The organism is Serratia grimesii NBRC 13537, assembly GCF_001590905.1.
GTDB classification, from domain to species: Bacteria; Pseudomonadota; Gammaproteobacteria; order Enterobacterales; family Enterobacteriaceae; genus Serratia; species Serratia grimesii.
On the sequence record NZ_BCTT01000011.1, the window covers coordinates 244,799 to 270,544 of the forward strand.

Sequence of the window (25,746 nt, forward strand, 5' to 3'; positions counted from 1 at the left end):
GCTTGTTATCGGTTTTATGAGGTTAATCTCGTTAATCAGCCTGTTTGTAATAAGGTTAATCGATTAATCTTTTGCTATGTATTCAGTTCATAGGCAGAACAATATGGCAGAGCAACAGTATAAGGCTACGAGCTACGACAAGTTCCCGGAAGTGACCGTCCAGGGGTATGACGACGCCGCTTGGGAAGGATGGCAGGCTGTGACTGAGGCTGTTAGTCGCAAAGTGGCTGCCCTTGGGTTGCGCAAAATCCTGTTGATCGTGGATTGCTACCATGGGGTGAATCTGGCAGAACTCACTGAGCATTTTATCAATCCTCTGCAACCAGCCTGCAGCATCAACGCCGAGTTGGCCAAATACGATGAACCGCATATTCACGCGATGATTGAGCGCAATCTAACGGATGACCGTGTGTTTGGCGTGCTGTCATGCCATGAAATGCCCGAATTTTTTGATATTGAACGTATACAGCAGTTACGTGATCAGATTGCGCGCGTCGACAGTGGGCTGGTCGTGGTATATGGGCCGGGCGCCGCGTTAATCGCCGAAGGGGATGTGCTGGTGTATGCCGATATGGCACGCTGGGAAATACAGCAGCGCTTCCGCCGTGGTGAGCTGGGTAACTGGGGCGCGGGCAATGTGGATGAAGATGTATTACGTCGCTACAAGCGGGCATTCTTTGTTGAATGGCGGGTCTTCGATCGCCATAAAACGCCACTGCTTCAGCGTGCGGATTTTGTATTGGACACGAACCAGGCCTGTAAACCGACATTAGTGTCCGGTACGGCATTCCATGCTGGATTACAGCAGGCAACTCAACGCCCATTCCGCGTAGTGCCTTTTTTTGACCCCGGCATCTGGGGCGGACAGTGGATGAAAAACCAGTTTGATCTCGACCCGACGGCAGCCAACTACGCGTGGTGTTTTGACTGCGTGCCCGAGGAAAACAGCCTGCTAATGCGTTTTGGTGACGTTCGGGTCGAGATCCCCTCACAGGATTTGGTACTGCTGTATCCACAGCCCTTATTGGGCGAAAAGGTACATGCCCGCTTTGGGGCTGAATTCCCCATTCGTTTTGACTTGTTGGACACCGTTGGTGGACAGAACCTCAGCTTCCAGGTTCACCCGCTGACGGAATACATCCAACAGCACTTTGGTATGCATTATACCCAGGATGAAAGCTATTACATTCTGGCTGCTGAACCGGGAGCTGAAGTGTATCTGGGCATAAAAAATGGCGCAGACCCACAGGCGATGATGGCAGATCTTGCCATAGCCCAAAGAGGTGAAAAGGCATTTGATGATCAGCGTTTTGTTAATCGGTTCCCGGCGCGTAAACACGATCACTTCTTGATCCCTGCGGGTACGGTGCATTGCTCAGGCGCGGGCTCCATGGTGTTGGAAATCAGTGCTACGCCATACATTTTCACGTTCAAATTGTGGGACTGGGGCCGCCTGGGATTAGATGGTCAACCACGCCCTGTGCACCTACGGCACGGCGAGCAGGTGATCAACTGGCACTGTGACACCGACTGGGCAACGAAGCATCTGGTGAACCGTATTGAACCCGTTGCCGAGGGAGAAGGCTGGCAAGAAGAGCGGACCGGTCTGCATGAGCGTGAATTTATCGAAACGCGACGTCACTGGTTTAGCGGGCCGGTACTGCATCATACAGAGGGCCGGGTCAATGTGCTGAACTTGGTTGAAGGCGAAGAGGCGGTGATCGAAAGCCCCGGTGGGTATTTCGCTCCCTTTGTGGTGCATTACGCGGAAACCTTTATCGTACCGGCCGCAGTAGGAGCGTATCGCATTAGCCCTCATGGCCGAAGCTTGGGCAAAACCCTTGGCACGATTAAAGCCTGGGTAAGGGGATAAGTATCATGTTGAAAGTGATTGTGATTTCTCATGGCCCAATGGCTGAAGCACTGATGACCAGTGCGCGTATGGTTTATGGCGAACTGCCAGGAACCAGTTATGTCGGCCTGAGCGAAAGCGCCGGTATTGAGGCTTTTAAACAAGATTTTGCTGCCGAACTGCACCGCGTGAGTGCGGGGGCTGATGGTGTACTGGTGCTGTGCGACATGCTGTGTGGCACGCCTTACAACGTGGCCTGCCGCCATGCTTTTGATCCCGAAATACCCGTGCCAATGGCCGTGGTGACGGGAGTGAATTTCCCGATGTTATTGATGAGCGCCGAATTGCTGGAGGGGAAGGATGTTCAACAGGCGGCACAAGAGCTGGTGGCACAGGGGGGGGAGGCAATAGCCCTTGCTCGTCCGGCGCCAACGGCGCAATTGGACGATTTCTGAGGAAAGAATATGGCCATTTCATTTGTACGTATCGACGACCGGGTTATCCACGGTCAATTGGTAACCCGCTGGGCAAAGGAATTGCCCTGTGACGGCATCGTGGCGATTGATGATGAGGTGGCGGCTGATCCACTGCTGTCATCGGTGATGAAGGGGGCTGTACAGGACACTAAGGTGTGGCTGTTTACCGTGCAGCAAGCGATAGAAAAACTGCCGAAAGTGATCGCCAGCGACAAGCAATATTTTGTGATTGGCAAATCGCCGGTCACGCTGCGTAGGCTGATGGAAGCAGGGATCGATCTCAATAATCGTAACAAGAAGATCAACGTTGGACCGATGTCTGCCCGTAAGGAAACGGTGACTATCGGCCCGAATCAATCGGTGAGTGTCACAGAAGCCGCTGCTTTTGATTTCCTGGCTGAACACGGGCATACCATCGAATTCCGTTTAGTCCCTGATGCCAGTCATTTCAGTTGGTTGGACGCAAAAAAGAAACTCAAATAAGCCTGAACGGCAGGAGTTAACTATGTGGTTTGAAGCGACGCTTATCGGGATACTTTGCTATCTCGGCGCGCTGAGCAGCCCTTGGCTGCTGGGATTGACCGGAGGCTGGTATATTCTCAGCCGCCCGTTAGTTTCCGGCATGCTGGTGGGGGCTATTCTCGGCGATGTACAGACCGGCATTATCATCGGTGTTGCGGTACAGGCGGTATATATCGCCATGGTAACGCCGGGTGGTTCGATGCCGGCCGATCTCAACTTTGTGGCGTTCCCGGCGATTGCGCTGGGCATTCTTTCTGGTAAAGGAACCGAGGTGGCAGTCGCGCTGGCGGCGACGATTGGCATCATGGGTACGGTGTTGTTCAACGCCATGATGGTACTCAATTCTTACTGGAATCACCGTGCAGATCTGGCTGTAGAGCGTGGTGATGAACGGGGGATTTACCTCAATAGTGCCATCTGGCCGCAGGTCACTAACTTCTTGCTGCGTTTTGTGCCAACGTTTATCGCTGTCTTTTTTGGAGCGCGTTATATCAACGCCTTTATGGACAGCTTGCCGGCGCTGGTGTTGACCACCATGAACGTAGTGGGTGGTATTTTGCCTGCAGTTGGCATCGCCATACTTCTCAAACAGATCATTAAAAGCTACAGCATGCTGATTTACTTCCTGGTGGGGTTCATCTGCATTGTTTTCCTCAAACTGAATATGGTGGCGCTGGTGATTGTCGGCGCGCTGCTGGCACTGATTCACTACAACTATAAGCCAGAGCCGCAGGTGGTCGCCGCACAGGCCACGCCTCAGGCTGATGATGAGGATGAATTCTGATGGATATGCCAACACCAAAATTGAATAAGCAGGATCTGCGCCGTTGCTGGCGCAGTTGGATGATGTACAACCTGTCATCGATGAGCTTCGAACGCCTGGAATCTTACGGTTTTTGTCTGAGCATGATGCCGGCGCTGAAAAAATTGTATCAGGATAAACAGCAGCGTATTGAAGCCATTCGCCGCCATACCTCGTTTTACAATACCGAGCCACAGCTGGGTGCGATTGTTAACGGCATGGTGATTGGACTGGAAGAAAAGCGCGCCAACGGCGAGCCGATCGACGGGGAAACCATCAACACGCTCAAAGTGGGGCTGATGGGGCCGGTGGCCGGTATTGGCGACTCAATGGTGCCGGGCATGCTGATCCCGATTTTATTGAGTATAGGTATGGCGCTGGCGGCCGGTGGCAGTGTGATTGGCCCACTGTTTTACATCATTGCGTTCAGCCTGATCGTCATTCCTGGTTCCTACTGGCTGTTTATGAAAGGTTACCATATGGGCTCCGGCTCGGTGGAGATGCTGGTCAGTAGCAAGTCCTCACGGCTGCGAGAAGCACTTTCCCTACTGGGAGTGTTCGTCATGGGCGGTGTAGCGGCGAGCTACGTCAAACTGGGGACTGGTCTGGAGTTTGTTACCAAAGACGGGGTGAATATTCATCTGCAGCAAATGCTGGACGGCATTTTCCCTAACCTGATGCCGCTGATGGTAGTGCTGGTGACCTGGTATCTGATGGCTAAACGAGGGCTTTCTCCGGTGAAAGCGATGCTTGGGTTATTAGTGTTGGCAGCGGCAGGGGTGGCCTGCGGCCTGTTCTCATAATACCCGTCGCCTTTCAAGTTGCAGCGTTGTTACCTGCACTCAGTTATGTGGCCCGTCCATGGGCCACACCCCTTTGGGGGCCGCTGCTAGCAGCGTTCAAATCTGCTCCCGGCAGATTTGTCCCCCCAGTTACTTACTTAAGTAAGCGCCTGGGAATGAGTGAGCTGGGCGCCTAGCTGCAACTCGAAATTCATAGGGTATGAAATTTCCTGTTATTGAGCGAGACAGTGGTCTTTACGGCTCAAATCGTTGCCATTTTTCCGCTACGCTGCCCGGTTTGGAAATGAACTGGAAACGCGCTGGATCGGTTTCAAACTGTAGGTACAAAGGGTCGTCGCTCAGACCGAATTCGTGATATTGGCGTGGTCCGATGGCATGGAGCCTGCCGGATTGATAGCGCGGGTTCTGCTGCCAGATAATATTATTGCCCTGTAACAACGGATACCACGCCAGCCCTTTGTATTCACGAACCGCATCATATTCAAAGCCATATTCACGATCGCACCAGGCAGCGAAGGTCAATGGTTGACTGGGGTCGGCTGAAATTGTGGCGTGCGCCCATCCCGGTGGTACCAGCACCTTTTCACCAGGGCCGGCATGGACGGCAAAACAGCGCCCTGGCTCATGCTCTACGCGTTCTTGCATATAAATGATTGCCTTCCCTTGCCAGATCTCATACAGCTCCGGCGGTGACCAGCCACTGTGCGTGCTGATACGGTGCACATGCCCTTGACTGCGAACGGGTTCCTGACCTAACTGACCTTTGGCATAGGTCACAATACCGAACAGCAACATGCGTTTCTTCAATTCAGCCAAATGCTGCTGTTTGGCGACGTCCATGGCGATGGCATAGACCTGTTCTGGCTCGCAGCAGTCCGGGTCACGTAGCGAGCGACGGATTTGCTCCAATGTCCGAATCTCCGGCAAGGGGCCAATTACCTCATCGCCATAGCAAAACCCCATCGGATGGTCGTTAATGTAGACATCCAGGCCAAATTTAAGCATCGAGTCACTCATATTGTGCCTCCGCTTTCCAACCGGCGCCGTCGGCAAATATGCGTAATTTGAATCCTTGTGGTTGTAGCGCATCGTAGTTGTGGCCAGCGACTGTTGGCCAGACGGCCAATGCAGAGAGCATCTCATCACCGATGTTGATCAGGCGGTGAGCGGTGAAGGAAGGAATATGATGAACGCTGCCGAGCGAAACCTGCTCCAGCGTGCACGCACCGTCCTGGTGCTGCAGCAACAACAAACCCTGACCGCGCAGGCCAAAATAGAATTCCGCTTGTTCGGGGCGCTGATGGAAATGCCCGCGGGTCATAAAGAATTCGTTACCCACGCGGCCAGGTTGCAGGTGAGTGGTACCAACAAACAGTTCGCCTTCTTGCTGGATGGAGGGCAACATTTCTACCTGATATACAGCAAACTCCGCAGGCATAGCGCTCCATGCGACGGGATCGGCGAAGATCCCAGCCAAACTGCCCAGGGTAGTGGATTTGTACTGGATATCAGGCGCGGTAAAACATCCGTTCGCCAGGTTGACCTGCGGTGGAATAATGGACGTCAGTTTCTTCATATCTGGTTGCTCCGCCCGAGGAGAACAGACATATCGAGTATAAAAGGTTAATCGATTAATCACCAGACGGAAGACATAAAAAAGGCGCGATATTGTCGCGCCTGTTACTAATGAATTTGATCGTTAACCGAGAATAATGTGCGGGTAGAAACGGGACAGATCCTGGGTGATCAGTTCGCGGTCTTCACGCAGACCGATACCGCAGGGTTGATCGTCAACCAGCCAGCTGCCGATCAGCGTATAGCTGCCTTCGAACTGTGGTAGCGGGTGGAACTGCTGCACGATCATGCCTTCTTTACCGTAAGGGCCGTCAACGCGTGCAACTTCCTGACCGTTTTGCACGATCTGGATATTGGCGCCTTCGCGTGAGAACAGTGGCTTGGTCACGTAGTGATCGAGCTGTGGGTGCTCGTCTTGTGCAAAGTATGCCGGCAGCAGGTTCGGGTGATCCGGGAACATTTCCCACAACATCGGCAGCAGTGCCTTGTTGGAGATAATGCTTTTCCACGCAGGTTCCAGCCAGCGCACGCCAGCATCTTCCAGCTTGGTGGAAAAGATCTCGCGTAACATGAATTCCCACGGGTAAAGCTTGAACAGATTACCGATGACCTGGTCTTGCAAGTCAGTAAACTGGCCTTTTTCACCCAGACCAATGTCTTCCATAAACAGGAATTCGGTCGGGACTCCCGCTTCCAGCGCACAGTCTTGCAGGTATTGCACGGTACCGCGGTCTTCCTCGCTGTCCTGACAACAAGCCAGATGCAGCAGGCCAAAACCGTGGTGTGCTTTCAGATCGGCGAAACGCTCGATCAGTTTTTCCTGCAGACTGTTGTATTGATCGGACTCTGGGCTGAGGTTGCCGGCGTTGATCTGATCTTCCAGCCACAGCCATTGGAAAAAGGCCGCTTCGTACAGGGAGGTAGGCGTATCGGCGTTGTTCTCCAGCAGTTTGGGCGGGTTAACACCGTCGTAGGCCAGATCAAGACGGGAATACAGTGAAGGCTGGTTGGTACGCCATGAACTACGCACGAAATCCCAGGTGTGTTTCGGGATGCAGAACTTGGCCATCAACACATCACTGTTGATCACTTTTTCTACGACCTGCAGGCACATCTGGTGCAATTCAGCAGTGGCGCTTTCAATTTCTTCAATCTGCGCCAGCGTAAATTGATAATAGGCATCCTCACACCAGTACGGTTCGCCGTACATGGTGTGGAAGCGGAAGCCGAATTCGGTGGCTTTTTCGCGCCAGTCCGGGCGCTCGGTAATCGCAACGCGTTTCATGTATTAGCCGCCCATACTGCGAGAGCTGGAGTTAGAGGTCGCGCTGCTGCGTTGCATGCTGCTTTGCTTGGCTACGGACTCACCAAAGCCACCACGGGTGACGGTATTGGTCACTGCCGGTTTTGGCGCCATTGCGGTTTTCGGTACTGTCATGGTGCGGCCGCCAGCGGTGGCTGGGCCGTAGCTCTTACCGGTCGCGTCAACGAACTTACCGTTGGCTGGGCTGGCGGCGTTTTTGGAGGTGAACAGCGGCTGCTGAGCAAAGCCGGAACCGCCCATCATACGACCCATCATGTAACCTGCCATCAGTGGCATCCAGAAGCTGCCGCTGCTCTGTGATTCGGCGGCCATGCCGGCCTGTGCCGGAGCCGGTGCCTGAGTACACTGAGCTTCACCGAACTCGGCAACACAGTCTTCACGGGTGGCGTATTTCGGCGCAGTTTTTGCGGCTTCTTTCAGGGCGTTGTTATAGGCGGTGGTGCACTGCTCGCTCATGGAAGGGTTGGTGCGCGAACAGTCGTCGGCATTCTGATACATCGAGACCGTTTCATCGCTCTTCTCGCAGCCGGCCAGCATAAAGACTGCGCTGATCGCCAAGGCTACGGGCGCAACACGGTAGTTGCGCCAAGATTTGCGGAACGTCTCTTGGTTGATGTTTTTTGTCCGTTTCATCGTTATTAATCCCATCAGTCGGGCTGTTTTCGCCCTTTCCCAGTAGTGGCCGTAAGAATAGGGGAAAGATGGTCAAAATTAAAGCTGAAACGCCCACAGAATCCACTCTTTACGCAGCTATACGTTAGGCTGTGCGCCAGTTCGCTTTACTGGCTAAAAAAGCCGCGTCAGAGTTCCATTATGAAACGCCATGGGTAAAGTAACGTTCCACTTTGGAACAAAAAAGACGAGAGATCGCAAAGCGTCTGACAGGCTCTATAGTCAGTCCATAACAACGCGGCGGCACAAGGCCCGGCGCACCATCACCTGATATCTGAACGTTACCATCGCCAATTTCCCAAAAAGGATCCGGTTATGTTGAGAATCATCCAGTCTCCAGGCAAGTACATCCAGGGTGCCAACGCATTGGCCGCCGTGGGCGAATACGCTAAAGCCCTTGCCGACCATTATTTTGTGATTGCCGACGACTTCGTGATGAAGCTGGCGGGCGATACCCTGATGGGCAGCTTGCAACACCACGGGGTAAAACATCACGCCTGTGTGTTCAACGGCGAATGCTGCCATAAGGAAATCGACCGGTTGGGCGAAGAGCTGAAGGCTCATGGCTGCCGTGGCGTGATTGGCGTTGGTGGCGGTAAAACGCTGGATACCGCCAAGGCCATCGCTCATTACCAACACCTCCCGGTGGTGTTGATCCCGACGATTGCATCTACCGATGCTCCAACCAGTGCGCTGTCAGTGATTTACACCGAACAGGGGGAATTTGCCGAATACCTGATCTACCCGCGCAACCCTGACATGGTGGTGATGGACAGTGCGATTATTGCCAAGGCGCCAGTGCGACTGCTGGTGGCGGGAATGGGGGATGCGCTTTCGACCTATTTTGAGGCACAGGCTTGTTTCGATGCTCAGGCAACCAGCATGGCGGGCGGCAAGTCAACACTAGCGGCGCTCAGCCTGGCACGGCTGTGCTACGAGACGCTGTTGGCGGAGGGCGTTAAGGCCAAACTGGCAGTCGAGTCCGGCGTGGTGACCGAGGCGGTCGAGCGCATTATTGAAGCCAATACGTATTTGAGTGGCATCGGTTTTGAAAGCAGCGGGTTGGCAGCCGCGCATGCCATCCACAATGGTTTCACCGTGCTGGAAGAGTGCCACCACCTGTATCACGGCGAAAAAGTCGCATTTGGTACGCTGTCGCAGTTAGTGCTGCAAAACAGCAGCATGACGCAGATCGAAATGGTGTTGGATTTCTGCCAACGCCTGGGCTTGCCAATCACGCTGGCGCAGATGGGGGTTAGCGGCGATCCGGCAGAGAAAATCATGGCAGTTGCCGAAGCGAGCTGCGCTGACGGCGAAACCATCCACAATATGCCGTTCAAGGTCACACCGGCCAGCGTGCAGGCGGCAATCTTGACAGCAGATCGGCTGGGCAGCGCCTGGCTGCAACAACACTCACGCTAATCGCGCAGGGGCGCAGCACGCTGCGCCTCGTTGCTGACATGAGGAAATAACCGTGAAAAAACTGATCAATAACGTTGAGTCGGTACTGGAAGAGCAACTGCTGGGATTGGCAGAGGCACATCCTGAGTTGTTGGTGCATCAGGAGCCGGTGTTTGTCACCCGTGCTGACGCACCGGTTGCAGGCAAGGTGGCGATCCTGTCCGGTGGTGGCAGTGGTCATGAGCCAATGCACTGTGGTTTTGTCGGCGAGGGCATGCTCGATGGGGCTTGCCCAGGTGAAATTTTCACTTCACCAACGCCGGATAAAATGTACGAATGTGGTCAGGCGATCGACGGCGGTGCCGGGGTGTTGTTGCTGATTAAAAACTACACCGGCGACGTGCTGAACTTTGAAACCGCCGCCGAACTGCTGCATGACAGCGGTACCCAGGTGGCGACGGTGCTGGTAGACGATGATGTCGCGGTTAAAGACAGCCTGTTCACGGCAGGGCGGCGCGGGGTAGCGAATACCGTTTTGATGGAGAAATTACTCGGTGCTGCTGCGGCACGCGGTGACGATTTGGATACCATCGTGACGTTGGGCCACAGCATCAATAATCACGGACATTCGATCGGTATTGCGCTGGGTGCCTGCACCGTCCCGGCAGCGGGTAAGCCGTCGTTTGTGCTGGCGGAAAACGAGATGGAGTTTGGCGTTGGTATTCATGGCGAGCCGGGCATTGCGCGACGCCCGTTCACCACACTCAATGCGGCGGTGGACGACATGTTCCATACGCTGATCGATCACGGCCACTACCAGCGTACGATTCGCGTTTGGGATCGCCAGCAGGGCGAATGGCGCGATGAAGTACAGTCCAAACAACCGCTGACACGTGGCGATCGGGTGATCGCACTGGTCAATAACCTGGGCGCGACACCGTTGTCTGAATTGTACGGCGTTTATCACCGCTTGGCTGAGCGGTGCGCGGAAGCGGGAATGATCGTTGAGCGCAGCCTGGTGGGTTCCTACTGTACGTCGCTGGATATGCAAGGGGTCTCCATCACGCTGCTGAAGGTGGATGACGAGTTGTTGTCCTTGTGGGATGCGCCGGTGAAAACACCTGCGTTGCGTTGGGGTTGCTGAGGAGGAATCATGGCGTTAACCAAACAACAGGTAGTCGATTGGCTCATGCGCTGCGGCGAGGTGTTTACTCAGCAGCGTGATTTTTTAACCCGATTGGATACCGAGATCGGCGATGCCGACCATGGTCTAAACATGAACCGTGGCTTCAATAAAGTCGTGGAAAAACTGCCATCGGTGGCAGACAAAGACATTGGTTTTATCCTGAAAAATACCGGCATGACGTTGTTGTCCAGCGTGGGCGGTGCCAGTGGCCCACTGTTTGGCACATTCTTCATTCGGGCGGCGCAGGCGGCAAACGCTAAACAGAGTCTGGATTTGGCGGAGCTGCATCAAATGGTACAGGAAGGCGTTGATGGTGTGGTGATGCGTGGCAAGGCAGAGCCGGGTGATAAAACCATGTGTGACGCCTGGTGGGCAGTCGTGGAAAGCCTCGGCCAGTCAGCTCAACAGCAATTGAGCGTGGCGGAAGCCCTACAGCGTGCCAGCGCGCGGGCAGAACAGGCGGTCGAAAGTACTATCACAATGCAGGCGCGGAAAGGGCGGGCAAGCTACCTGGGTGAGCGCAGTATCGGTCATCAGGATCCGGGGGCGACCTCGGTGATGTTGATGATGAAAACGCTGGCAGAGGTTGCGGGTCAATAGCAGGAGGCGAGATGATCAATATCGTTGTAGTTTCACACAGTGCGCAGTTGGCGCGCGGAGTTGAAGAGCTGTCGTTGCAGATGATGCACGGAGATGGCTGCAAACTGGTGTTGGCAGCGGGTGTCGATGATGCGGATAACCCGATAGGTACTGACGCTGTCAAAGTGATGGAAGCGATCGAGTCAGTGGCCGACGGTGCGGGCATTGTGGTGCTGATGGATTTGGGTAGCGCATTGCTGAGCGCTGAAACTGCGATTGATCTGTTGGATCCGGCCTTGGCCGCTAAAGTCAGGTTGTGTTCGGCGCCGCTGGTTGAAGGAACATTGGCGGCTGTGGTAGCCGCTAATGCCGGTGCGGGATTGGAACAGGTGCTGGCCGAGGCGCAGGGGGCATTGCAGGCCAAGCAGGCGCAGTTAGGAGAGGCCGCTGCTTCGGTCACCACAGAGGTTGAAGTACCGTTGATACAGGGAAAACGTGTGAGTTGGACGGTGCAAAACCCGCATGGGTTGCATGCGCGTCCAGCGGCACGATTGGCGGAAGTGCTGGCACCCTTTGATGCTGAACTGGTGTTGGAAAAGCAAGGTCAGTACGCCAACCCGCGTAGTCTTAACCAACTGGCGTTATTACAGGTACGCCATGGTGACACCATCCAGCTGATTGCTGACGGGGCGCAGGCCGAACAGGCACTGGCGGCGTTTAGCGCGTTGGCAGAACAGCACTTTGGCGAAACGGTTTCTGAGCAGAGCCTACCTTCGTTACACGGCATTCCGGTGGCGGAAAGTGTGACAAGCGGCCCGGTGTGGCAGGCGTACAGTTTCTGGCCGACGGTGGTTGAACGCCAGATTGGCGCCGACGATGTGCTCAATGAACAACAGCGGTTACGACAGGCGCTACAGCATACATTGAGCGATCTGAACCGGTTGGCGGAACGTACCGGCTCATTGATTGGTAAACCGCAGGCAGCGATTTTTGGTGCGCATAGCATGCTGCTGGACGATCCGGATTTGCAGCAGGCGGCCTATAGCCGTATTGCCCGTCAGCAATGCAGTGCCGAGCAGGCCTGGCAGCAGGAAATGGACGCAATAGCCGAGGAATACCGTGCGCTTGACGACGACTATATGCGGGCACGTGAGCTGGATGTCCGCGATATGCTGCGCCGTACCCTGAGTCATCTGCAACAGCAGCCATTACCGCCAATTACACTCACTGCTCCGGCAATTTTGGTCATGGATGAACTGATGCCATCTGACGTGGTAATGCTTGATCGTCGTTTAGTGCTTGGCATCTGCCTTAGTGGCGGCAATGCGCTGTCGCACAGCGCCATTCTGGCGAAAGCAATGGGCATGCCGATGGTGGTTGGCATGAACGACTGCATGAGCAAAACCCGTAACGGCCAGAAAGCGATGCTGGATGCAGCACGCGGTGTGCTGCAACTCAGTCACTGAGGGCTACCTTCAGGCGCGAAGCTTAAATTGGCGGATATCAATCTGATACTGTTTGATTTTCCGCCACAGTGTAGTGCGACCGATGCCCAGCAGCTGCGCCATCTCGTTCAATTGCCCACGGCTGATTTTAGCCGCGCGGATAATAGCCTGGCGTTCCATTTCAGCCAGCGTTAACAGCGGCATGCCCGGCTGTGGTTCACTTTCTAACAAGGGTTGGTGGCTGAGCAGGTGCTCAGGTAAGTCCGCTAATTGAAGGTGGTGGCCGTGGCACATCATCGCCGTGCGTTCTACGATGCCTTTCAACTCCAGATCGTTTCCGGGCCATAAATACAGGCCAAGCTGGGCCATGACTTCATCATCTACCCGGAAGCGACACTGGAAGTGCTGTTCCAGCGTGCGCAGATGGTGCTTTACCAGTAGCGGAATGTCGCTCAGGCGTTGGCGCAGCGCGGGGATCTGGATCTCAAACGCCTGTAGACTGTAAAACAGTTGGCGGCGAAAGCGGTTCTGCTGCACCAGCAACGGGAGATTGGCCGCACTGCTGGCGATCACCCGTACATCAACCGGAATCACTCGGTTAGAGTTGAGCCGCATCACCACGCCAGTCTTCAGCACCTGCAGCAGTGCCGACTGCATTTCTGCCGGCAGATACTCTATCTGCTCGAGGTACAGCGTGCCGCCATTGGCAAGTTCAAACTTACTAAGCTGACCCGCTTCTTCTTCGTTGGCATCGCTACCCAACAGCTCGCGAAGCCCTTGCGCTTCTGGCATCAATTGGCAGTTGAGGGCGATATAGGGCCCGGCGGCGCGTTCGCTGGCATTGTGAATGGCCTGACTGAGCAACTCCTTGCCAACACCTTCCTCGCCGCACAGCAGTATGGGATGCTGGCCTTTCGCCGCTTGTTGGCCATAACGAATCAACCGACGCATCTCCAATGAGGCGGACGGCATTTGTTCAAAACTGTGACTGACACGCCCCAATTGGCTGCTGACATACTGGTGCAAGCGCTCAATCGGGTGCAATAGGGCGATAAAGCTACAGCGCTCGCCGTCGAAGATCGGTTTTAGGGTTAATAGCGCGGCGATAAACTGCCGCTGGCTTTCGAAGGTCACTTCAACATGTTGCAGTGGCTGACGCTGGGCGATGGCTCGATTGAGTAGGGCGGGCAGCGTGAGCAGCTGTGTCAGTGGTTTGCCCTGGCTGTGCTGTTCGTCGAGCTTCAGCAGCGTTGCGGCACGCTGATTGATATATTGCAGATAGCCACGATGATCCCAGGCCATAACACCGTCATCAACCCCATCGAGCAGGCCGTAAAGCTGGTTCAGGTGGCGGTTGGATTCTGCCAGCAGGTTGTCGGCGTTGAGTGAATTGCCGATCTCGCGCGCCAGCGCCAGCGTCAGAGAAAGATCGCCGGTGGCACAGTCGGCAAGCAGGCAGCCTAATGCAATCGAGCCGCGTTGACGGCCACTATTGTCATAGACCGGCGTGGCACAAAATGACCAGTCGTGCAGCGCCTCACGCACATGTTCGCTGCCGCGTACTTGCACCGGGTGCCCCTCGGCTGCCGCCAGGGACGGCGCATTGGTGCCGATGTCGCCCTCGGCCCAGTAGGCTCCCGGGGTAAAACCCAGTTGCTGCAAGCGCTCACGTGTCATGGCATCACCGCACAACCACAGCATGCAGCCACTTTCGTCGAGGATCATCAACAAACAGCGGCGCTGTTCCATGTATTCACAAGCATCTTCCAGCGCCGCCTGTCCGAGCGTTAACAGATCGTTCTTGCGCTGACAGATGGAGTTGAACGTGGCACCGAGCGCGCGGTGCGGCGCTTTCCATACCGCCGGCTGCATCAGGCTGCGGCAGCGCAGCCAGGACGCGTAAATGGCGGTGGCAGGGCGTTGTGCCGCTGTGAGTTCACCGTCTATCAGGCGTTGCCAACGTGAAGTATTATCCATCGGATCCCGTCTATCTTGGGTATAAAGCCATCGCATGATGATACCACCACCGGATGGGGGGCAGGTTGTGAGGCGGCAGGCAGAAGCAGTGACAAAGCAAAAAAAACGGAGTGCGGCGAATGCCGTACTCCGTTTTCAGCGTAGTGCGCAAATCAGTTGCGGAATGGGTTACCGCTCTTGCGTACTGGCTGGGTTGGGGTGCTTGCTGCTGGCGCAGATGCGCGGGTGGCAGCAACCGGTGCTGCGGTTTGCGGCGCAGGTGCGTTGCCGTTATAGCCTTCAGCGTAAGCGTCCTGTGCGGTGGTCTGTGGCGCAACCACGTCTTGCGAGGTCGAAACCGGCTTACCTAAAGCACCGTTCAGTGTCATCAGATCGTTCTCGTTCAAGGTACCGAGTGCGGACTTGATGTTCAATTGGTTGATCAGGTAGGTATAACGTGCGCTGGAGAGCTGCTGCTTAGCGTTATACAGCGTACTGGTCGCGTCCAGCACGTCAACGATGGTGCGGGTGCCCACCTGATAACCAGCTTCGGTTGCATCCAATGAACTTTGCGCAGAGACAACGGCTTGTTGGTATGCGTTGATGCTGCTGATAGACGCGTTCACGTTATTAAACGAAGAACGGACTGTCTGCACGACGCTGCGGTGCGCGCTTTCCAGTTGTTCACTGGCACCGACGAAGTTGTACTGCGCCTGTTGTACCTGCGAGTTGGTCTGGCCACCGCTGTACAGTGGCAAGCTCAGTGATACGCCAACTTGGTTTTGACCATCATAAGAGTTCTTCCCGCCGTTCGAGGATGTGGCGAGGCTATTGTTTGATCTACTGTTGTAATTGGTATTGGTAATCCCCGTTGAAGCGTTCAGGTTAACCGTTGGCATATAGCCTGTTTGCGCCGAACGGATCTGCTCACGTGCCAGATCCTGGCTCAGACGGGCTGAAAGCAGGCTCAGGTTGCGGCTTTCGGCTTCTTTCAGCAGGTTGTTCACTGCTTCCGGACGCTTGGTGTTAAAGGACGCGGTGTTCAGCGATGCCAGCTCTGGATAGAAGGTACCGGTGACCTGACGCAGGGATTCCAGTGCGTTATCCAGGTTGTTACGGGCAGTCACTTCTGCCGCCAGCACGGTGTCGTAAGACGCTCGGGCGTTTTGCACGTCGGTGATCGCCACCAGACCCACGTTAAAACGTTGAGTGGTCTGATCCAGTGTGCGGTAAACCGCTTGTTTATTCGCCTGGGTATAAGACAGCGTATCAATGGCGCTCAGCACGTTAAAGTAGGCGGTAGCGGTATTGAGGATCAGCGTTTGCGCAGCGGTTTGAAAAGTCACGTCGGAAATACCGGCGGTTTTTTCCTGCAGCGTCAGCGCGCGCCATTTGGACATATCGAAGATAGTTTGGGTCAAGCCCAGTGACGCGCTGGTCACATTGCTGTTGGTGCCATTGCTGTCACGATAGCCATTATTGTAATTGTAACCGGCACTCAAACCTAACTGTGGCAGCAGTGGGCTGCGCGCTTCGTTGATCTTTTCGAATGCGGCGTCACGGTCAGCGGCGGTTTTGCGCAGATCCGGGTTACTTTCCCTGGCCTGTTTGTAGACCTGCAGCAGGTTCTCTGCCTGGCTCATTGCACTGAAGCCGCCCAGGCTCAGTCCGATAAGAAGGGGGAGCAGTTTCTTCATTTGCATTCCTTGTTGTGCAGCAATATTGCTATGTTAGCGCTGACGATAGACGAAATAGTTGTCGATTCTAGCAGAGTCTGTTGTACGCCTCAGGTGGCTGAATGTGCCATCTCGCGTAACTTTTACCTTTCAGGCCGCCTGTTTACCTTAGTTCAACTGGCTGCGTACGTCACACCTGATATCATGGCTCACAATCTAACATAAAGCTGCGGAAGATTATCCCGCCGTTTCTGTCATCAAAACTGTTTATTTTATCGGCATACTCACGCAGGAGAATTCGCTTATGAGCCACTCACAGCCATCGCCCGTTACTCTCGATAAAAATGATGTAGAAATTATTGCACGTGAGACGCTTTATCGTGGTTTTTTTTCACTCAATTTATATCGCTTTCGCCACCGCTTGTTCAACGGTGAAATGAGCCCTGAGATTAAACGCGAAATTTTCGAGCGCGGGCATGCTGCGGTGTTGTTACCCTACGACCCGGTACGCGACGAAGTGGTGCTGATTGAACAACTGCGGATCGCTGCGGTCGATACCAGTAGCTCCCCCTGGCTACTGGAAATGGTGGCGGGTATGATCGAAACCGGTGAGAGTGTCGAAGACGTCTGCCGCCGCGAAGCGCAAGAAGAGGCTGGCGTTGTAGTCGGGCGTTGTAAGCCTGTATTGAGCTACCTGGCAAGCCCCGGGGGCACCAGCGAACGCCTGTCGATCATGGTGGGGGAAGTGGACGCTACCACAGCGGAAGGTATCCATGGACTGGAAGAGGAACATGAAGATATCCGTGTCCATGTGGTCAGCCGTGAACAGGCTTACCGCTGGGTTGAAGAGGGCGCGATTGATAATGCGGCATCAGTGATTGCTTTGCAGTGGCTGGCGTTGCACCATGAATCGTTAAGAAAAGAGTGGGCCAACTAATGAAACAGCGCTATACCCCTGATTTCCCCGAAATGATGAGGTTGTGTGAAACCAACTTCGCGCAATTGCGCCGCTTGCTGCCGCGCAATGATGAAGTGGGTGAAACGGTGACTTATCAGGTGAACAGCGCCAGTTATCGTCTGACTATTGTTGAATCCACGCGCTACACCTCGCTGGTGCAGATTGAGCAGACCGCACCGGCGGTAAGCTATTGGAGCCTGCCTGCGATGACCGTAAGGCTCTATCATGATGCGATGGTTGCGGAAGTGTGTTCAAGTCAGCAGATCTATCGCTTTAAAGCGCGTTATGATTATCCCAACAAAAAGTTGCATCAACGCGACGAAAAGCATCAAATTAACCAGTTTCTTGCTGATTGGTTGCGCTACTGTTTGGCGCATGGAGCGATGGCGGTTCCGGTTTGTTAGACAGACTGAGATAACAAAGGACACCATTTGGAAAGCCTGTTTAAACTGACCGTGGCAAGTGGGGCCAGGGTCAGGATTCTACAAATAACAGATACCCACCTTTTTGCCGGCGAAAATGAGACGTTGCTCGGCATCAATACCTATCGTAGCTATCATGCGGTATTGGACGCTATCAAGGCGCAACAGCGTGATTTTGATCTGGTCGTCGCCACCGGTGACTTGGCGCAGGATCATTCATTGGCTGCCTACCAGCATTTTGCTGAAGGTATTGCACGATTGCCGGCGCCTTGCGTTTGGCTACCGGGCAACCATGATTTTCAGCCAGCGATGGTCGATGCGCTGGCCGCCGCGGGCATTGCCCCGTCAAAACACGTGCTGGTGGGTGATCACTGGCAAGTGTTGTTGCTGGACAGCCAGGTATTCGGTGTGCCGCACGGTGAACTGAGCGAATACCAGCTCGAATGGATGGAGCGCTGCCTGCAGGCTTATCCAGATCGCTATACTTTGATGCTGTTGCACCATCATCCGCTACCTTCTGGTTGCACCTGGCTTGATCAACACAGTTTGCGCAACCCACATATGCTGGGGGCCATACTGCTGCGTTACCCGAAAGTGAACACGTTGCTGTGTGGTCATATTCACCAGGAGCTGGATCTGGAGTGGCAGGGGCGCCGTTTACTGGCATCACCGTCCACGTGCGTGCAATTCAAACCGCATTGTACCAACTTTACTATCGACGACGTTTCCCCCGGCTGGCGCTACCTCGACTTGCTGCCGGATGGCCGCATCGAGACGCAGGTTTTCCGGCTGGAAAACGACGATTTCCGCCCCGACATGGATTCGGATGGATATTGATGCCTTCTACATTGCTCTACCTGCACGGTTTTAACAGTTCGCCGCACTCGGCTAAGGCGACGTCTTTTAAGGCGTGGCTGACCGAGCATCATCCGCATATTGAGGTGTTGGTACCGCAGTTGCCGGTTTTCCCGGCGGACGCCGCCGAGATGATCGAGAACATGGTGATGGAGCGTGCCGGGCAGACGATAGGTGTGGTCGGTTCTTCACTGGGTGGATACTACGCGACCTGGCTTTCACAGTGTTTTTCACTGCCAGCGGTAGTGGTTAACCCTGCCGTGAAGCCGTTTGAGCTGTTGATTGACTACCTTGGCAAAAACGAGAACCCCTACACCGGCCAGCAATATGTGTTAGAGTCACGTCACGTTTATGATCTGAAAACGATGCAGATCGATCCCTTGGATTCACCGGATTTAATCTGGTTACTGCAACAAACGGGCGATGAAATTCTCGATTATGGGCAAGCGGTCGCCTATTACACCGCGTGCCGACAGACGGTGGAGTCGGGTGGAAACCATGCCTTCGTCGGTTTCGAGCACTACTTCCCCCAGATTGTGGATTTTTTAGGGCTATAACCCGGCTGCGGCTTGAACGACGAAGGGAATCGAGCAGACGCTTCCGGCACCTTCCTTTAACCACGAAAAAATAATCAACGATGACTCAATCCAGCTATAACGCTGATGCCATTGAAGTACTCAGCGGTCTAGAACCAGTGCGCCGTCGTCCCGGCATGTACACCGACACGACGCGCCCCAATCACCTCGGCCAAGAGGTGATCGATAACAGCGTCGATGAAGCCCTGGCCGGTCACGCCAAGCGCATCGATGTGATTCTGCACGCCGATCAGTCACTGGAAGTGATCGACGATGGCCGCGGTATGCCGGTGGATATCCACCCTGAAGAAGGCGTACCTGCGGTTGAGTTGATCATGTGCCGTCTGCATGCGGGTGGTAAATTTTCTAATAAAAACTATCAGTTCTCCGGCGGCCTGCACGGCGTGGGGATTTCGGTAGTTAACGCCCTGTCGAAACGGGTAGAAGTCAACGTCAAGCGCGACGGCAACGTCTACAGCATTGCCTTTGAAAATGGCGATAAAGTGCAGGAATTGGCGGTGACCGGCAGTTGCGGCAAACGCAATACCGGTACCAGTATCCATTTCTGGCCTGACGAACAGTTCTTCGACAGCCCGCGTTTTTCGGTATCGCGCCTTACTCATCTGCTGAAAGCCAAAGCGGTGTTGTGCCCCGGAGTAGAAATTTACTTCATCGACAAGGTGAACAATACCGAGCAACGCTGGTGCTATCAGGACGGTTTGACCGATTACCTGATGGAAGCCGTTAACGGTCTGATCACTTTGCCGGAAGCGGCCTTCGTCGGTAACTTCTCTGGCGATACAGAAGCGGTAGACTGGGCGCTGCTGTGGCTGCCGGAAGGCGGTGAGCTGCTAACCGAAAGCTACGTGAACCTGATCCCGACCATGCAGGGCGGTACCCACGTTAACGGTTTGCGTCAGGGGTTGCTTGACGCTATGCGCGAGTTCTGTGAATTCCGTAATATCTTGCCGCGCGGCGTAAAACTGTCTGCTGAAGATATCTGGGACCGTTGTGCGTATGTGCTGTCGGTGAAGATGCAGGATCCGCAGTTCGCCGGGCAGACCAAAGAACGCTTGTCTTCACGCCAGTGTGCGGCATTCGTTTCCGGCGTGGTGAAAGACGCCTTCAGTCTATGGCTGAATCAGAACGTACAGGCAGCGGAACAGTTGGCGGAACTGGCCATTTCCAGCGCTCAACGCCGTCTGCGTGCCGCCAAGAAAGTGGTCCGTAAGAAGCTGACCAGCGGTCCGGCACTGCCAGGTAAATTGGCCGATTGTACTTCTCAAGATTTGAACATGACCGAATTGTTCCTGGTAGAAGGGGACTCAGCGGGCGGTTCAGCCAAACAAGCACGTGATCGCGAGTATCAGGCGATTATGCCGCTGAAAGGCAAAATCCTGAACACTTGGGAAGTGTCTTCGGACGAAGTATTGGCCTCGCAGGAAGTGCACGACATTTCCGTGGCGATCGGCATTGACCCAGACAGTGAAGACCTTAGCCAACTGCGTTACGGCAAGATCTGTATTCTGGCGGATGCGGACTCCGACGGCTTACATATTGCTACGTTGCTGTGTGCGTTGTTCGTGCGCCACTTCAGTTCACTGGTGAGGGGCGGTCACGTGTATGTGGCAATGCCGCCGTTGTACCGTATCGACCTCGGTAAAGAGGTTTTCTACGCGCTGGATGAAGAAGAAAAGGCTGGCGTGTTGGACCAGTTGAAACGCAAAAAGGGCAAGCCAAACGTTCAGCGCTTTAAAGGGCTGGGTGAGATGAATCCATTGCAGCTGCGTGAAACTACGCTCGATCCTAATACCCGCCGCCTGGTGCAATTGACGGTGGATGCGGATGACGTGGATCAGACGCTGGCGATGATGGACATGCTGTTGGCCAAGAAGCGTTCTGAAGACCGTCGTAACTGGCTGCAAGACAAAGGCGATATGGCAGAGCTTTCTGTCTGACCCAAGAGGTTGTGTCCTGCTCCCATCACCTGATTACGGGCTTTTGGGAATGCGATGGCATCACGGCCTCTTGTGGGACGCATCCTCGTTAGGCCCGGCACCTTTGCCGGGCCTTCTTCCCGTAGGGGCGTTGCGTGTGGCGCCTGACCACTCTGGGCGGAATGCATGAAAATCACCCTTGAAGAATTATTGGCGTTTACCACGGTGGTTGACAGCGGCTCCATCACCGCTGCCGCCGAACAGCTCGGCCAGACCACCTCTGGCATCAGCCGTGCGCTCAGTCGGTTGGAAAAAAAACTTGAAACAACCCTTATGCGCCGCACCACGCGTCGTTTAGAACTGACGGAAGAAGGGCAAAACTTTCTCAGTCATGCGCGCGACATTATTCGCTCGGTGGAGAATGCCGAAGAGCAAATGGCGCTACGAAGGCTGATCCCGGCTGGGAAGTTGCGGGTCAATGCCGCCGCGCCATTTATGGAGCACGTGATCGTGCCGTTGGTCGCAGGATTCCGTCAAAGTTATCCGCAGATTGAGCTGGAACTGAATACCGACAATCTGATTATCGATCTGCTGGAGAAACGTACCGATATTGCCATTCGTATTGGTGCCCTAAGGGATTCGACCATTCATGCACGTCTGTTGGGCGCCAGCCGCTTACGCATTCTCGCCAGTCCAGACTACCTCGCACGTTACGGCACGCCTGACAGTGTAGAGGCGTTACACGACCACTGCCTGCTTGGTTTCACGCAGCCGGAATCGCTTAATTTGTGGCCGCTGCGCTATCAGCAGGCACAGCATTTCGCCATCACACCGACAATATCAGCCTCCAGCGGTGAAACGCTGCGCCAATTGGCGTTGCGTGGTGAAGGGATCGTGCAGTTGGCTGATTTTATGACGCGAGACGATCAACGTAACGGGCGGCTGGTGCCGTTACTGACGTCGGAGACGTTGGACGTACGTCAGCCGATTAATGCGGTGTATTACCGCAATACTCAATTGGCAGCGCGTATTACCTGTTTTCTGGACTACGTCAGCGCGCATATTGATACGCAGACGCTGTAGGGGCCATAGAGCGGCCCCTCAGGGGGATTACAGTGCGTTACCCAGCACGTGAATGGTCACGCCCAACACGCTGTCTTTGATGGTGTCACGATGACGATGCATGTGAGCGATATCCAGATGTTTTTCCAGATGCGCCTGGCTGGCCCACTTTTCCAGCATAAACACGGAATCCGGCGACAATTTCTGCCAAGGCGCCTGTGTGTGGCTGTCGATCATCGGCGTATATTCGCTACAGCCGTCTTCTGCCAGCACTAGTGGAACCAGTTTCTCAATCGCTTTCAGCACGGTTTCACGGTGGCCGGGTTTGGTTTTGATTTCTGCAATTACGGTGATCATCACTACCTCATTGATTGACATGCATAATGCTAGTTAAGCAAAAATTTCTGTCAGATGCGCGCGATAACGTGCGATGTCGCCGTCGATATCTGGTTGTTTAATCACATCATTACAAATGAAGGTTGGGAGTGCTTCCATCCCCAGGAACTGGTTGGCCTTATGGAAGTGCAGGTACACGCCGTCGACGCCGACGCCATGGAAGAACTGCTCTGGATCGGTAAAGGCTTCCAGCGGAGCGTTCCAGGTCAGGCTCAGCATGTATTTCTTGCCTTGGATCAGGCCACCTGAGCCGTATTTCTTACCGGCATCGGAGCGGGTGCGACCGTCGCTGGCGTACAGGCTACCGTGCCCGGCGGTGAACACTTCATCGATATATTTTTTCAGGATCCACGGCTCACCCATCCACCAACCCGGCATCTGGTAAATCACCACGTCAGCCCACAGGTATTTTTGTACTTCGGCCTCGATGTCGTAACCGTCATCAACCACAGTGACTTGTACGTCATGCTTCATGTCGCGCAGAAAGCTTTCCGCGACGTCGCTCATGGTCTGGTTGAGTTCGCCATTAGAATGACCAAACTGTTTTTTAGCATTGATAATCAGGATATTGCTCATTTTTCACGGCACCTGTCAGAGTTAAAATATGTGATGTCTTCCGCATCTGAAGGCTGGGAGACATTTCTCTGACAAGGAGTTTAATGGTTAGCAGTGTAAGTAAAAATGGGATCCAGCGCACAACAGTGTTGACTCTGAGTCAATAAATGCGTGCCAAATGACTGGATTTCGAATAAAACGCGCTGATGAGCTGGCTTTACCGGACGATTGCTGCGCCATCTGTGACAGCCACCCTGCTGATGAGTTACTATCGCGGACAGAATCAACCCTTTGTCGTCCAGGGATTGCCAAGCCACGGTCTGAGGATAATTGAGTAATGAGTGATCTGACTCATGACGGTGTAGAGCGTTTACCGCTGCACACATTTACTGAAAACGCCTATCTGAACTATTCCATGTACGTCATCATGGATCGGGCGTTGCCGTACATTGGTGACGGTTTGAAGCCGGTACAACGCCGCATCATCTACGCCATGTCTGAGCTGGGGCTGAATAACAGCGCCAAATTCAAAAAATCCGCCCGTACTGTGGGTGACGTGCTGGGTAAATACCATCCGCATGGCGACAGCGCCTGCTACGAAGCGATGGTGTTGATGGCCCAGCCGTTCTCTTATCGCTATCCGTTGGTAGACGGCCAAGGGAACTGGGGTGCGCCGGATGACCCGAAATCCTTCGCCGCGATGCGTTATACCGAATCCCGCCTGTCCAAATATGCGGAAGTGTTGTTGGCCGAATTGGGCCAAGGCACCGTTGACTGGGTACCGAACTTTGACGGCACCATGCAGGAGCCGAAGATGTTACCGGCTCGACTGCCCAACATTCTGCTGAACGGCACCACCGGTATTGCTGTTGGTATGGCGACAGATATCCCACCGCACAACGTGCGTGAAGTGGCCGCCGCCGCCGTGGCGCTGATCGACAAGCCAGGCGCTTCGCTTGAAGAGTTGCTCGAGTTCGTACAGGGGCCAGACTTCCCAACCGAAGCCGAGATCATTACGCCACGCGACGAAATCCGCAAAATTTATCAAAATGGCCGCGGCTCAGTACGCATGCGCGCCGTTTGGAAAAAAGAAGACGGCAGTGCGGTGATCACCGCCTTGCCACACCAGGTGTCCGGTGCCAAGGTATTGGAACAGATCGCCAGCCAAATGCGCGCCAAAAAGCTGCCAATGGTTGAAGATCTGCGTGATGAATCCGATCATGAAAACCCAACGCGACTGGTGATTGTGCCGCGCTCAAACCGTATCGATCTGGATCAGGTGATGAACCACCTGTTTGCCACGACCGATCTGGAGCGAAGCTACCGTATTAACATGAATATGATCGGTCTGGACAACCGCCCACAAGTTAAAGGGTTGGTGGAAATCCTTACCGAATGGCTGGCGTTCCGCCGTGACACAGTCCGCCGCCGCTTGAACTACCGTCTGGAAAAAGTGCTGAAACGCCTGCACATCTTGGAAGGTTTGCTGGTGGCGTTCCTTAATATCGATGAAGTGATCCACATCATCCGTAGTGAGGACGAACCCAAGCCGGTCCTGATGCAGCGTTTTGGCATTACTGACACTCAGGCGGAAGCCATTCTTGAACTGAAACTGCGCCATTTGGCGAAGTTGGAAGAGTTTAAGATCCGTGGTGAGCAGGACGAGTTAGCAAAAGAACGCGATCAGCTGCAGGCATTGCTGGCCTCTGAGCGCAAGCTGAATACCCTGATCAAGAAAGAGATCCAGGCAGATGCACAGGCCTATGGCGACGATCGTCGCTCGCCGATTACTGAGCGTGCAGAAGCCAAGGCGATGAGCGAGCATGACTTCGTGCCGTCTGAGCCTGTGACCATTGTGTTGTCTGAAATGGGTTGGGTGCGTAGCGCCAAGGGCCATGATATTGATCCAACTGGTTTGAGCTACAAGGCTGGCGACAGCTACCGCAGTGCGGCCCGTGGCAAGACCAACCAGCCGGTCGTGTTTATCGACTCCACCGGACGCAGTTACGCGCTTGATCCGCTGACGTTACCTTCGGCACGTGGTCAGGGTGAACCGTTGACCGGTAAACTGACGCCACCGCCGGGCGCGACCATTGAGCAAGTGCTGATGGCGGCAGACGATCAGAAGCTGCTGATGGCATCCGATGCCGGTTATGGCTTCGTCTGTACCTTCAACGATTTGGTGGCGCGTAACCGTGCCGGTAAAGCGATGATAACTCTGCCGGATAACGCCAAGGCGCTGGCACCGATGGAAATTCACGGCGACGACGACATGCTGTTGTCGATCACTGCTGCGGGACGCATGTTATTGTTCCCGGTTGCAGATCTGCCGCAGTTGTCGAAAGGTAAGGGCAACAAGATTGTCTCTATCCCATCAGCGCAGGCCGCATCTGGTGAAGATAAGTTAACGTGGCTGTTCGTGTTGCCACCGCAAACTTCTGTGACTCTGCATGTGGGCAAACGTAAACTGACGTTGCGCCCAGAAGATTTGCAGAAATTCCGTGCGGAGCGCGGCCGTAAAGGCACCTCACTGCCACGTGGGTTGCAGCGAATCGATCGCGTAGAGATTGATGCACCAGCACGTGCCCCTACGGGCGACAGCGAAGAATAAGTCCTGCTATAGCAGGATAACAAAACGGGCGCAGCATGCTGCGCCCGCTTGATTTCCCACCACCGGCAATTATTTTCAAATAGTTAACATTTCTCTGCATAAAATT

The 25,746-nt window shown here is 54.5% G+C and carries 24 protein-coding genes; 16 read left to right on the forward strand and 8 right to left on the reverse strand.

Annotation, left to right across the window (positions count from 1 at the left end):
* Positions 1 to 103 precede the first annotated feature (103 nt).
* Genes SGR01S_RS15125 through SGR01S_RS15145 form a run of 5 tightly spaced genes read left to right on the forward strand, consistent with a single transcriptional unit; the run spans position 104 to position 4,455 of the window.
* Complete coding sequence (locus SGR01S_RS15125; RefSeq protein WP_061807869.1) at positions 104 to 1,873, forward strand: class I mannose-6-phosphate isomerase; 1,770 nt, start codon at positions 104 to 106, stop codon at positions 1,871 to 1,873.
* Positions 1,874 to 1,878: 5 nt separating this feature from the next.
* Complete coding sequence (locus SGR01S_RS15130) at positions 1,879 to 2,307, forward strand: PTS sugar transporter subunit IIA (protein ID WP_037416517.1); 429 nt, start codon at positions 1,879 to 1,881, stop codon at positions 2,305 to 2,307.
* Positions 2,308 to 2,316: 9 nt separating this feature from the next.
* Complete coding sequence (locus tag SGR01S_RS15135) at positions 2,317 to 2,811, forward strand: PTS sugar transporter subunit IIB (RefSeq protein ID WP_061807870.1); 495 nt, start codon at positions 2,317 to 2,319, stop codon at positions 2,809 to 2,811.
* A gap of 22 nt (positions 2,812 to 2,833) precedes the next feature.
* Positions 2,834 to 3,634: a PTS mannose/fructose/sorbose/N-acetylgalactosamine transporter subunit IIC gene (locus SGR01S_RS15140; RefSeq protein WP_037416524.1), complete on the forward strand. Its 801-nt coding sequence runs from the start codon at positions 2,834 to 2,836 to the stop codon at positions 3,632 to 3,634.
* Positions 3,634 to 4,455: a PTS system mannose/fructose/sorbose family transporter subunit IID gene (locus SGR01S_RS15145; RefSeq protein WP_115185183.1), complete on the forward strand. Its 822-nt coding sequence runs from the start codon at positions 3,634 to 3,636 to the stop codon at positions 4,453 to 4,455. Before SGR01S_RS15140 ends, SGR01S_RS15145 begins: the two co-directional genes overlap by 1 nt.
* Before the next feature lie 234 nt (positions 4,456 to 4,689).
* Here the strand turns inward: SGR01S_RS15145 and SGR01S_RS15150 are convergent, their stop codons facing one another.
* From SGR01S_RS15150 to SGR01S_RS15165, 4 genes are all read right to left on the reverse strand, one after another.
* Positions 4,690 to 5,472 carry a glucose-6-phosphate isomerase family protein gene (locus tag SGR01S_RS15150; protein ID WP_061807871.1) on the reverse strand — a complete coding sequence of 261 codons (783 nt, stop codon included), beginning with the start codon at positions 5,470 to 5,472 and terminating at the stop codon, positions 4,690 to 4,692.
* On the reverse strand, positions 5,465 to 6,031 hold the full coding sequence (locus tag SGR01S_RS15155) for a glucose-6-phosphate isomerase family protein (RefSeq protein ID WP_037416531.1): 567 nt from the start codon (positions 6,029 to 6,031) through the stop codon (positions 5,465 to 5,467). The genes SGR01S_RS15150 and SGR01S_RS15155 overlap by 8 nt, the downstream gene beginning before the upstream one ends.
* A gap of 123 nt (positions 6,032 to 6,154) precedes the next feature.
* Positions 6,155 to 7,315, reverse strand: coding sequence for a glutathionylspermidine synthase family protein (locus tag SGR01S_RS15160; protein WP_061807872.1), 1,161 nt, complete (start codon positions 7,313 to 7,315; stop codon positions 6,155 to 6,157).
* A gap of 3 nt (positions 7,316 to 7,318) precedes the next feature.
* On the reverse strand, positions 7,319 to 7,987 hold the full coding sequence (locus SGR01S_RS15165) for a DUF1190 family protein (protein WP_037416536.1): 669 nt from the start codon (positions 7,985 to 7,987) through the stop codon (positions 7,319 to 7,321).
* Between the two features lie 354 nt (positions 7,988 to 8,341).
* Between SGR01S_RS15165 and SGR01S_RS15170 the strand changes: the two genes are divergently transcribed.
* The 4 genes from SGR01S_RS15170 to dhaM are packed head-to-tail and all read left to right on the forward strand — an operon-like array spanning position 8,342 to position 12,658.
* Positions 8,342 to 9,448, forward strand: a complete 1,107-nt coding sequence (locus SGR01S_RS15170) for a glycerol dehydrogenase (RefSeq protein ID WP_061807873.1) — start codon at positions 8,342 to 8,344, stop codon at positions 9,446 to 9,448.
* Positions 9,449 to 9,500: 52 nt separating this feature from the next.
* Positions 9,501 to 10,571, forward strand: coding sequence for a dihydroxyacetone kinase subunit DhaK (gene dhaK, locus SGR01S_RS15175; protein ID WP_061807874.1), 1,071 nt, complete (start codon positions 9,501 to 9,503; stop codon positions 10,569 to 10,571).
* Positions 10,572 to 10,580: 9 nt separating this feature from the next.
* Positions 10,581 to 11,213, forward strand: coding sequence for a dihydroxyacetone kinase subunit DhaL (dhaL, locus tag SGR01S_RS15180; RefSeq protein ID WP_037416542.1), 633 nt, complete (start codon positions 10,581 to 10,583; stop codon positions 11,211 to 11,213).
* An 11-nt stretch (positions 11,214 to 11,224) separates the two neighbouring features.
* A complete protein-coding gene (gene dhaM, locus SGR01S_RS15185) occupies positions 11,225 to 12,658 on the forward strand; it encodes a dihydroxyacetone kinase phosphoryl donor subunit DhaM (protein ID WP_037416546.1) in 1,434 nt (477 codons plus the stop codon).
* 9 nt (positions 12,659 to 12,667) lie between these two features.
* Here the strand turns inward: dhaM and dhaR are convergent, their stop codons facing one another.
* Entirely contained in the window at positions 12,668 to 14,614 is a 1,947-nt protein-coding gene (dhaR, locus tag SGR01S_RS15190; RefSeq protein WP_037416549.1) for a dihydroxyacetone kinase operon transcriptional regulator DhaR, read from the reverse strand.
* 152 nt (positions 14,615 to 14,766) lie between these two features.
* Complete coding sequence (gene tolC, locus SGR01S_RS15195; protein ID WP_061807875.1) at positions 14,767 to 16,290, reverse strand: outer membrane channel protein TolC; 1,524 nt, start codon at positions 16,288 to 16,290, stop codon at positions 14,767 to 14,769.
* A 283-nt stretch (positions 16,291 to 16,573) separates the two neighbouring features.
* On the opposite strand from tolC, the gene nudF reads away from it, so the two are divergent.
* From nudF to SGR01S_RS15225, 6 genes are all read left to right on the forward strand, one after another.
* The gene (gene nudF, locus SGR01S_RS15200; RefSeq protein WP_037416554.1) at positions 16,574 to 17,206 is read left to right on the forward strand and encodes an ADP-ribose diphosphatase; all 633 of its coding nucleotides are present in this window, start codon (positions 16,574 to 16,576) and stop codon (positions 17,204 to 17,206) included.
* The gene (locus tag SGR01S_RS15205; RefSeq protein WP_061807876.1) at positions 17,206 to 17,631 is read left to right on the forward strand and encodes a DUF1249 family protein; all 426 of its coding nucleotides are present in this window, start codon (positions 17,206 to 17,208) and stop codon (positions 17,629 to 17,631) included. The genes nudF and SGR01S_RS15205 overlap by 1 nt, the downstream gene beginning before the upstream one ends.
* 27 nt (positions 17,632 to 17,658) lie before the next feature.
* Positions 17,659 to 18,486 carry a 3',5'-cyclic-AMP phosphodiesterase gene (cpdA, locus tag SGR01S_RS15210; protein ID WP_037416560.1) on the forward strand — a complete coding sequence of 276 codons (828 nt, stop codon included), beginning with the start codon at positions 17,659 to 17,661 and terminating at the stop codon, positions 18,484 to 18,486.
* Entirely contained in the window at positions 18,486 to 19,061 is a 576-nt protein-coding gene (gene yqiA, locus SGR01S_RS15215; RefSeq protein WP_061807877.1) for an esterase YqiA, read from the forward strand. The genes cpdA and yqiA overlap by 1 nt, the downstream gene beginning before the upstream one ends.
* A gap of 80 nt (positions 19,062 to 19,141) precedes the next feature.
* Entirely contained in the window at positions 19,142 to 21,037 is a 1,896-nt protein-coding gene (gene parE, locus SGR01S_RS15220) for a DNA topoisomerase IV subunit B (RefSeq protein WP_037416565.1), read from the forward strand.
* A gap of 165 nt (positions 21,038 to 21,202) precedes the next feature.
* A complete protein-coding gene (locus tag SGR01S_RS15225; protein WP_037416568.1) occupies positions 21,203 to 22,099 on the forward strand; it encodes a LysR substrate-binding domain-containing protein in 897 nt (298 codons plus the stop codon).
* Between the two features lie 27 nt (positions 22,100 to 22,126).
* Here the strand turns inward: SGR01S_RS15225 and SGR01S_RS15230 are convergent, their stop codons facing one another.
* The gene (locus SGR01S_RS15230) at positions 22,127 to 22,435 is read right to left on the reverse strand and encodes a putative quinol monooxygenase (protein WP_020828683.1); all 309 of its coding nucleotides are present in this window, start codon (positions 22,433 to 22,435) and stop codon (positions 22,127 to 22,129) included.
* Between the two features lie 33 nt (positions 22,436 to 22,468).
* Complete coding sequence (locus SGR01S_RS15235; protein WP_037416574.1) at positions 22,469 to 23,050, reverse strand: NAD(P)H-dependent oxidoreductase; 582 nt, start codon at positions 23,048 to 23,050, stop codon at positions 22,469 to 22,471.
* 316 nt (positions 23,051 to 23,366) lie between these two features.
* Here SGR01S_RS15235 and parC point away from each other — a divergent pair, with 316 nt between their 5' ends.
* Entirely contained in the window at positions 23,367 to 25,640 is a 2,274-nt protein-coding gene (gene parC, locus SGR01S_RS15240) for a DNA topoisomerase IV subunit A (RefSeq protein ID WP_061807878.1), read from the forward strand.
* The last annotated feature ends 106 nt before the right edge of the window (positions 25,641 to 25,746 follow it).

Bases quoted from the DNA above. Each gene is read 5' to 3' on its own strand.
- SGR01S_RS15125 (WP_061807869.1), top strand. From the start codon at position 104: ATGGCAGAGCAACAGTATAAGGCTACGAGCTACGACAAGTTCCCGGAA.
- SGR01S_RS15130 (WP_037416517.1), top strand. From the start codon at position 1,879: ATGTTGAAAGTGATTGTGATTTCTCATGGCCCAATGGCTGAAGCACTG.
- SGR01S_RS15135 (WP_061807870.1), top strand. From the start codon at position 2,317: ATGGCCATTTCATTTGTACGTATCGACGACCGGGTTATCCACGGTCAA.
- SGR01S_RS15140 (WP_037416524.1), top strand. From the start codon at position 2,834: ATGTGGTTTGAAGCGACGCTTATCGGGATACTTTGCTATCTCGGCGCG.
- SGR01S_RS15145 (WP_115185183.1), top strand. From the start codon at position 3,634: ATGGATATGCCAACACCAAAATTGAATAAGCAGGATCTGCGCCGTTGC.
- SGR01S_RS15150 (WP_061807871.1), bottom strand. From the start codon at position 5,472: ATGAGTGACTCGATGCTTAAATTTGGCCTGGATGTCTACATTAACGAC.
- SGR01S_RS15155 (WP_037416531.1), bottom strand. From the start codon at position 6,031: ATGAAGAAACTGACGTCCATTATTCCACCGCAGGTCAACCTGGCGAAC.
- SGR01S_RS15160 (WP_061807872.1), bottom strand. From the start codon at position 7,315: ATGAAACGCGTTGCGATTACCGAGCGCCCGGACTGGCGCGAAAAAGCC.
- SGR01S_RS15165 (WP_037416536.1), bottom strand. From the start codon at position 7,987: ATGAAACGGACAAAAAACATCAACCAAGAGACGTTCCGCAAATCTTGG.
- SGR01S_RS15170 (WP_061807873.1), top strand. From the start codon at position 8,342: ATGTTGAGAATCATCCAGTCTCCAGGCAAGTACATCCAGGGTGCCAAC.
- dhaL (WP_037416542.1), top strand. From the start codon at position 10,581: ATGGCGTTAACCAAACAACAGGTAGTCGATTGGCTCATGCGCTGCGGC.
- dhaM (WP_037416546.1), top strand. From the start codon at position 11,225: ATGATCAATATCGTTGTAGTTTCACACAGTGCGCAGTTGGCGCGCGGA.
- dhaR (WP_037416549.1), bottom strand. From the start codon at position 14,614: ATGGATAATACTTCACGTTGGCAACGCCTGATAGACGGTGAACTCACA.
- tolC (WP_061807875.1), bottom strand. From the start codon at position 16,290: ATGAAGAAACTGCTCCCCCTTCTTATCGGACTGAGCCTGGGCGGCTTC.
- nudF (WP_037416554.1), top strand. From the start codon at position 16,574: ATGAGCCACTCACAGCCATCGCCCGTTACTCTCGATAAAAATGATGTA.
- SGR01S_RS15205 (WP_061807876.1), top strand. From the start codon at position 17,206: ATGAAACAGCGCTATACCCCTGATTTCCCCGAAATGATGAGGTTGTGT.
- yqiA (WP_061807877.1), top strand. From the start codon at position 18,486: ATGCCTTCTACATTGCTCTACCTGCACGGTTTTAACAGTTCGCCGCAC.
- parE (WP_037416565.1), top strand. From the start codon at position 19,142: ATGACTCAATCCAGCTATAACGCTGATGCCATTGAAGTACTCAGCGGT.
- SGR01S_RS15225 (WP_037416568.1), top strand. From the start codon at position 21,203: ATGAAAATCACCCTTGAAGAATTATTGGCGTTTACCACGGTGGTTGAC.
- SGR01S_RS15230 (WP_020828683.1), bottom strand. From the start codon at position 22,435: ATGATCACCGTAATTGCAGAAATCAAAACCAAACCCGGCCACCGTGAA.
- SGR01S_RS15235 (WP_037416574.1), bottom strand. From the start codon at position 23,050: ATGAGCAATATCCTGATTATCAATGCTAAAAAACAGTTTGGTCATTCT.
- parC (WP_061807878.1), top strand. From the start codon at position 23,367: ATGAGTGATCTGACTCATGACGGTGTAGAGCGTTTACCGCTGCACACA.